This window comes from Vasconcelosia minhoensis LEGE 07310 (assembly GCF_015207255.1).
Lineage (GTDB): Bacteria > Cyanobacteriota > Cyanobacteriia > Phormidesmidales > Phormidesmidaceae > Vasconcelosia > Vasconcelosia minhoensis.
Genome location: NZ_JADEXG010000129.1, coordinates 1 through 4,462 on the forward strand (window position 1 = coordinate 1; position 4,462 = coordinate 4,462).

General features: G+C 49.6%; 4 protein-coding genes and 1 pseudogene. 1 reads left to right on the forward strand and 4 read right to left on the reverse strand.

All coding sequences use genetic code 11. The features are described from left to right. Positions 1 to 233 precede the first annotated feature (233 nt). The 4 genes and pseudogenes from IQ241_RS24930 to IQ241_RS25910 form a co-directional block, all read right to left on the reverse strand. Positions 234 to 788, reverse strand: a pseudogene (locus tag IQ241_RS24930) (recombinase family protein); the annotation flags it as partial. Between the two features lie 216 nt (positions 789 to 1,004). Next, positions 1,005 to 1,673 carry a glutathione S-transferase family protein gene (locus IQ241_RS24935; RefSeq protein WP_193912477.1) on the reverse strand — a complete coding sequence of 223 codons (669 nt, stop codon included), beginning with the start codon at positions 1,671 to 1,673 and terminating at the stop codon, positions 1,005 to 1,007. 93 nt (positions 1,674 to 1,766) lie between these two features. Beyond that, positions 1,767 to 2,363 (reverse strand): TetR/AcrR family transcriptional regulator, encoded by a 597-nt coding sequence (locus tag IQ241_RS24940; protein ID WP_193912479.1) that lies wholly within the window; start codon positions 2,361 to 2,363, stop codon positions 1,767 to 1,769. Between the two features lie 360 nt (positions 2,364 to 2,723). Next, complete coding sequence (locus tag IQ241_RS25910) at positions 2,724 to 3,311, reverse strand: hypothetical protein (RefSeq protein ID WP_228022086.1); 588 nt, start codon at positions 3,309 to 3,311, stop codon at positions 2,724 to 2,726. 304 nt (positions 3,312 to 3,615) lie between these two features. Here IQ241_RS25910 and IQ241_RS24945 point away from each other — a divergent pair, with 304 nt between their 5' ends. Then, complete coding sequence (locus tag IQ241_RS24945; RefSeq protein WP_193912481.1) at positions 3,616 to 4,146, forward strand: hypothetical protein; 531 nt, start codon at positions 3,616 to 3,618, stop codon at positions 4,144 to 4,146. Positions 4,147 to 4,462: the final 316 nt, after the last annotated feature.

Sequence of the window (4,462 nt, forward strand, 5' to 3'; positions counted from 1 at the left end):
TGATATTCAGTTTTGGCTCTCGCTGACTCAACTGTATGCCGCCTACTCAATCAATGCTCTCAAAACTTTAACTCATGTACTCGCACATGCTCTCAATCAACATAAAGTATTAAGCCTGAGTAGTTACCATAGCTGAGCTTTGGCGCTGGCTTTTGTTGGGTGGTGGCCGCTGCGCCGGGTGCAACAGAAACGCTTTGGTCTAGCTGTAGCGACTCGGCTTCTGCTGGTGCCTTCAGCCTCGGCGCGACCTGACGATAGTAGGTAGAACGGCTACAGCCTACCTGCTCGCAGATTTCTCTAATCGGCAGCTCGCCTGCCTCAGCTAGTGCGATCGCAACCCTCACCTGGCTCTCATCCAACTGCTTCGGCCTGCCACCCTTACGACCCCGCGCCCTCGCCGCAGCCAAACCCGCCATCGTCCGTTCCCGTATCAGGTTGCGCTCGTACTCAGCCATCGCGCCGATCACCGAGAGCACCATCTTCCCTGACGCGGTAGAGGTGTCGAAGCCATCCTGAACACTTGCAAAGTCTACGCCCCTCTGCTTCAAGTCCTCGATAATGCTTAGCAGATGGCTCAGCGAGCGGCCTAAACGGTCAAGCTTCCAAATCACGAGAATGTCGCCTTTGCGGAGCTGGTCGAGTGCTTTGTCTAGTCCAAGTCGCTCAGCTTTCGCACCGCTCACCCCGTGATCGCTAAAAATCTTCTCGCAACCTGCCACCTTCAAAGCGTCCGTTTGCAGGTCTAGATTCTGGTCAGTCGTCGAAACTCGGGCGTAGCCTATCTTCAATGTTCCAAAACTCGTAAAGCGCATCCACTTTAGACACTTTGATTATGACACAAGTTTTGATGCGCGAATAAGCGCCTTTATTGGCCTTATTTCAGGTTTTGCCACTATGTACCGAAAACGGCCGTTTATGACACATAGAGTCAAGTGAAATACTGAACTGAAACATAAAATAGAAGAGCCGAAGTAGCGCTCATGGCGCTTGAAACGATTAATTCTCTAATTAACTGACTTCTGTTGGCGCTCGCGCACCCGCCGCTTCATCTGGAGCTGAATCCATCGTTTCCACTGTTGCAGGTCGTGATCGCTCGGCTGCGTTTTCTGCCAAGCCGGACGTTCAAGAATTCGAGATTGCCAACGTTGAAGTGACGGGTACGGCTGCAAAGACACGCCGAGTCGGCTGAACAGTGGAACAGTGGAACCGGCCACAATGTCAGCTAAGTTGAGCAACTCACCCCCAAAATAAGTCTGGTTGCTCAACTGATGTTCCAAGAAGTGCAAACACGTCTCTAAATGAGCGAGTGTTTTTCCTGACAGTGGCTGATGCTCTGCATTAACTACAGCGACCAACTTGGGCAAGAGTTCATTCGTGACTACCAATTGCAGCATGCGCATGCGTGCAATATCGGCGGGTGTAGCGGGAGAAAGGGGCCTCTGATGGAATTGATTATCGAGATAGTCCAAGATCGCGATGGACTCAATCACCTGGATATCTCCATGAACTACAACGGGCACATGATGAAATGGGCTGATGGCCAGAAAAACTTCTTCAAACTGCTTCCCGTGTAAATCAACCACCATCGGGTCGAAGGGAATCTCTTTTTCTAACAGCGCTATCCACACGCGCCGGGAAATAGGAGACAGGGGGTGATAATAAAATTTCAGCATAAGCAACCTGAGAATAGAGGCGAAAGACCGATTGGTCTGTTTATTAGCAAAAAAATGAACTTACGGAATCACTCGCAGACTCAACCGACGACATTATGGCGGTACTAGCAGTGAATCAACATACCGCATTAGGTGCTCACGAGCACGGTCTAGATGGATGCGATCACCATACAACCCACTCATCATCACCCCCCCCTCCAGCGTTGCAATCACAATCGTCGCCACCACATCCGGATCTACGGCCCCCTGAATTTCGCATCGCTTCTGACCATAGCGAATAATCTTCTCTAGCATGCTCCGCCATTTGTCCATGGCCGCTTGTGCCCGCGACTTCAATCCCTTGTGGACATGGTCACTATCTATCGCTGTATTCAGTAACGGACAGCCACCTTTCATCAACGGCTCATCAATCGTGGCGCAAAACGTATCTACCACCGCTCTGAGGCGACTGGCACTCGCCCGCTGACCCCGCAAAGCCTTTGCATAGCGCTGCTGTACTAGACCCACCGAATAATCAAAAGCGGCGATCGCTAGCTCATCCTTACTGGCAAAGTGGTTATAAATCCCCCCTTTCTTCAGACCAGTCGCCTGCATCAAATCAGCTAACGACGTGCCAGCATAGCCGAACTGGTTAAACACTTCGGCGGACTGTTGAATAATATGTGATCGCGTCAGCTGCGCCTTTGACATTTCCCTTCAGCGATAAAAGACCGATCGGTCTTTTACTTTATAACACACAGAGGAGTTGACGTCTACAGCTCAAAATGCAAGCCGTCGGACTTTCGACACTCACGCGTAGCTGAGCAGCATACAGACCTCCACCTACCTACTAAGAAGGATAAACTGTTTAGGGTTTACTTAGCTTTGAATTTTAGACGAGTTTCTTATGCTTATTAAGGCCCAATTGCTATGATTCTGGAAGTGTAAGGAAACCGCCGTTTTTCGAGCGATTATAGGTGCCATCTTTAAAAATATTATGAGCCTATGAAATCGCAAGTATCAGGTTGAATGCCCCCACTGAGAGCCTAAATGAAACAATAACAAGGTGTCTTATTGCCTTTTTACCAGTTTTTTCAGCAATATGAATATCAGCACAATGACAAAAATAATCGGGAGAGTGACTCTAAAACCGGCGGCAACCGATGTATAAAGACGGGGAGACGGCAGACAGCTGATCACATCATGACTACCGCAGACCAGCCACCGTAAAGGCAGATAGCGTCTCGGAGAACCGGCAACAGCCAGTAGAGCAACGCCTATCCAACCCGGACTAATAGCAAATGTTGCAGTCCTTAGAGAATGATCTGTGCTGACTTGTGCATACCACCGCGTAATGTCCTGAGCAGCTAGTGCACCCGCCCATCCGGCGACTAAGGAGGCCAGCACGGAGCCAAGACCGATAGTAACCGCTGAGATCGGCGTCATGGACGTGGACGAGAAAGACCACGGCCCCCACATGGCGGCTCCGCTACCGGCAATCACGGTAGCTATGATTGTGGCGATCGCCCGGTACAGCCGTAGCCGCACCAGCGGATAAAAGAACATACTGGTGATAACACCCAGCAGCAGCCCGCTGACTATCCCTAGCACTATGCCAAAGGCAGTGCCTAGTATGATTCCTGAAACCATACCTGACATAGAATTGCCAAGGCCGCAGAGTACGCCCGTTACGCTCCCCGACACCAAGCCAATTACCGTACTCCGTATCGTAATCAACCCTGCCAGCTTCAGTCTGCTCATATTCCACCTACACAACTGTTGAGATCGTTGTATTAGACCTTGCACGTAGGTCTATAGCAGAAAATACATCGCAGCAAATCGAAATCCCGCTCACTCGCTTACCTGAAATATTGGCCTTTAGCCTGAAGATTGGCCTTTAAATGGAAGATAGCCGATAGGATTACTGCCAAAAGACGGGCCATAGCGTGTGATGCAATCCCCAATGCCTCATCCTGATAGCTGGCAACCGCTGCCAATTCAAGACATTCAGCCGTTACTCGGAAGTTTTCACAGATGGGTCCTCTGTGGGGGCCGCTCAATCGATTGGTGGATTAACCGCTCAACCCGTCAGCATGCCGACACCGATATCGGCGTTTTTCGCTCAGACCTGTCAGCCTGCCTGGACGAAATGGACCCGTCACGCATCTATCTTTGCGATCCTCCAGGACAGCTAAAGCGATGGGACGGTAAAGCAGTTCCTGCCCAGGTGCATGATATCTGGGTGACTGACACGACTCACGACCATTGGATACTGCAACTCATGATCTACGACGATGACTCCGAACAAGTCATCTATCGTCGTGACTGCAGAATTACCTGGTCCAAGCATCAACATGCGCTTACAGTACGTAACCTCAGAATATTGAATCCTGTCATTACACTCTTATTCAAACTTCATCGGTCTCAGTTAGAAGATAAGGATTGTCTGGACGTACTATCCATCATCGATGCAGTCGCAAACAGCAAGCTTTGATCTTTTCACAAGAAAATGCTGTATTACCTTGAGATGAGACTGAGAGAGGCCAAAATGAGCTTATTCTCATTATAAGACTCAATAAGTTGGCTTTTGGACTAAGTTCATAATCCGCTGTGTCTATTTTACTGTATTGGTTACGGCGTTTCCGATAATTTGCTCATGACGCAACGGGTCAGAGGTTAAATAGGGTATCAACTTAAAGCGGGACAAAAAGCGCTTGGCAAGGATGTATCAATAAGCACAACAAACAAAAAGCTCTGCGGCAGAGCCCAGAGCCATGTATCGTCACCCTAACAAGTTCAAAACATGGGTA

Excerpts from the sequence above, each read along its gene's own strand:
- IQ241_RS24940 (WP_193912479.1), bottom strand. The coding sequence starts at position 2,363 with ATGTCAAAGGCGCAGCTGACGCGATCACATATTATTCAACAGTCCGCC.
- IQ241_RS24945 (WP_193912481.1), top strand. The coding sequence starts at position 3,616 with ATGCCTCATCCTGATAGCTGGCAACCGCTGCCAATTCAAGACATTCAG.
- IQ241_RS25910 (WP_228022086.1), bottom strand. The coding sequence starts at position 3,311 with ATGTCAGGTATGGTTTCAGGAATCATACTAGGCACTGCCTTTGGCATA.
- IQ241_RS24935 (WP_193912477.1), bottom strand. The coding sequence starts at position 1,673 with ATGCTGAAATTTTATTATCACCCCCTGTCTCCTATTTCCCGGCGCGTG.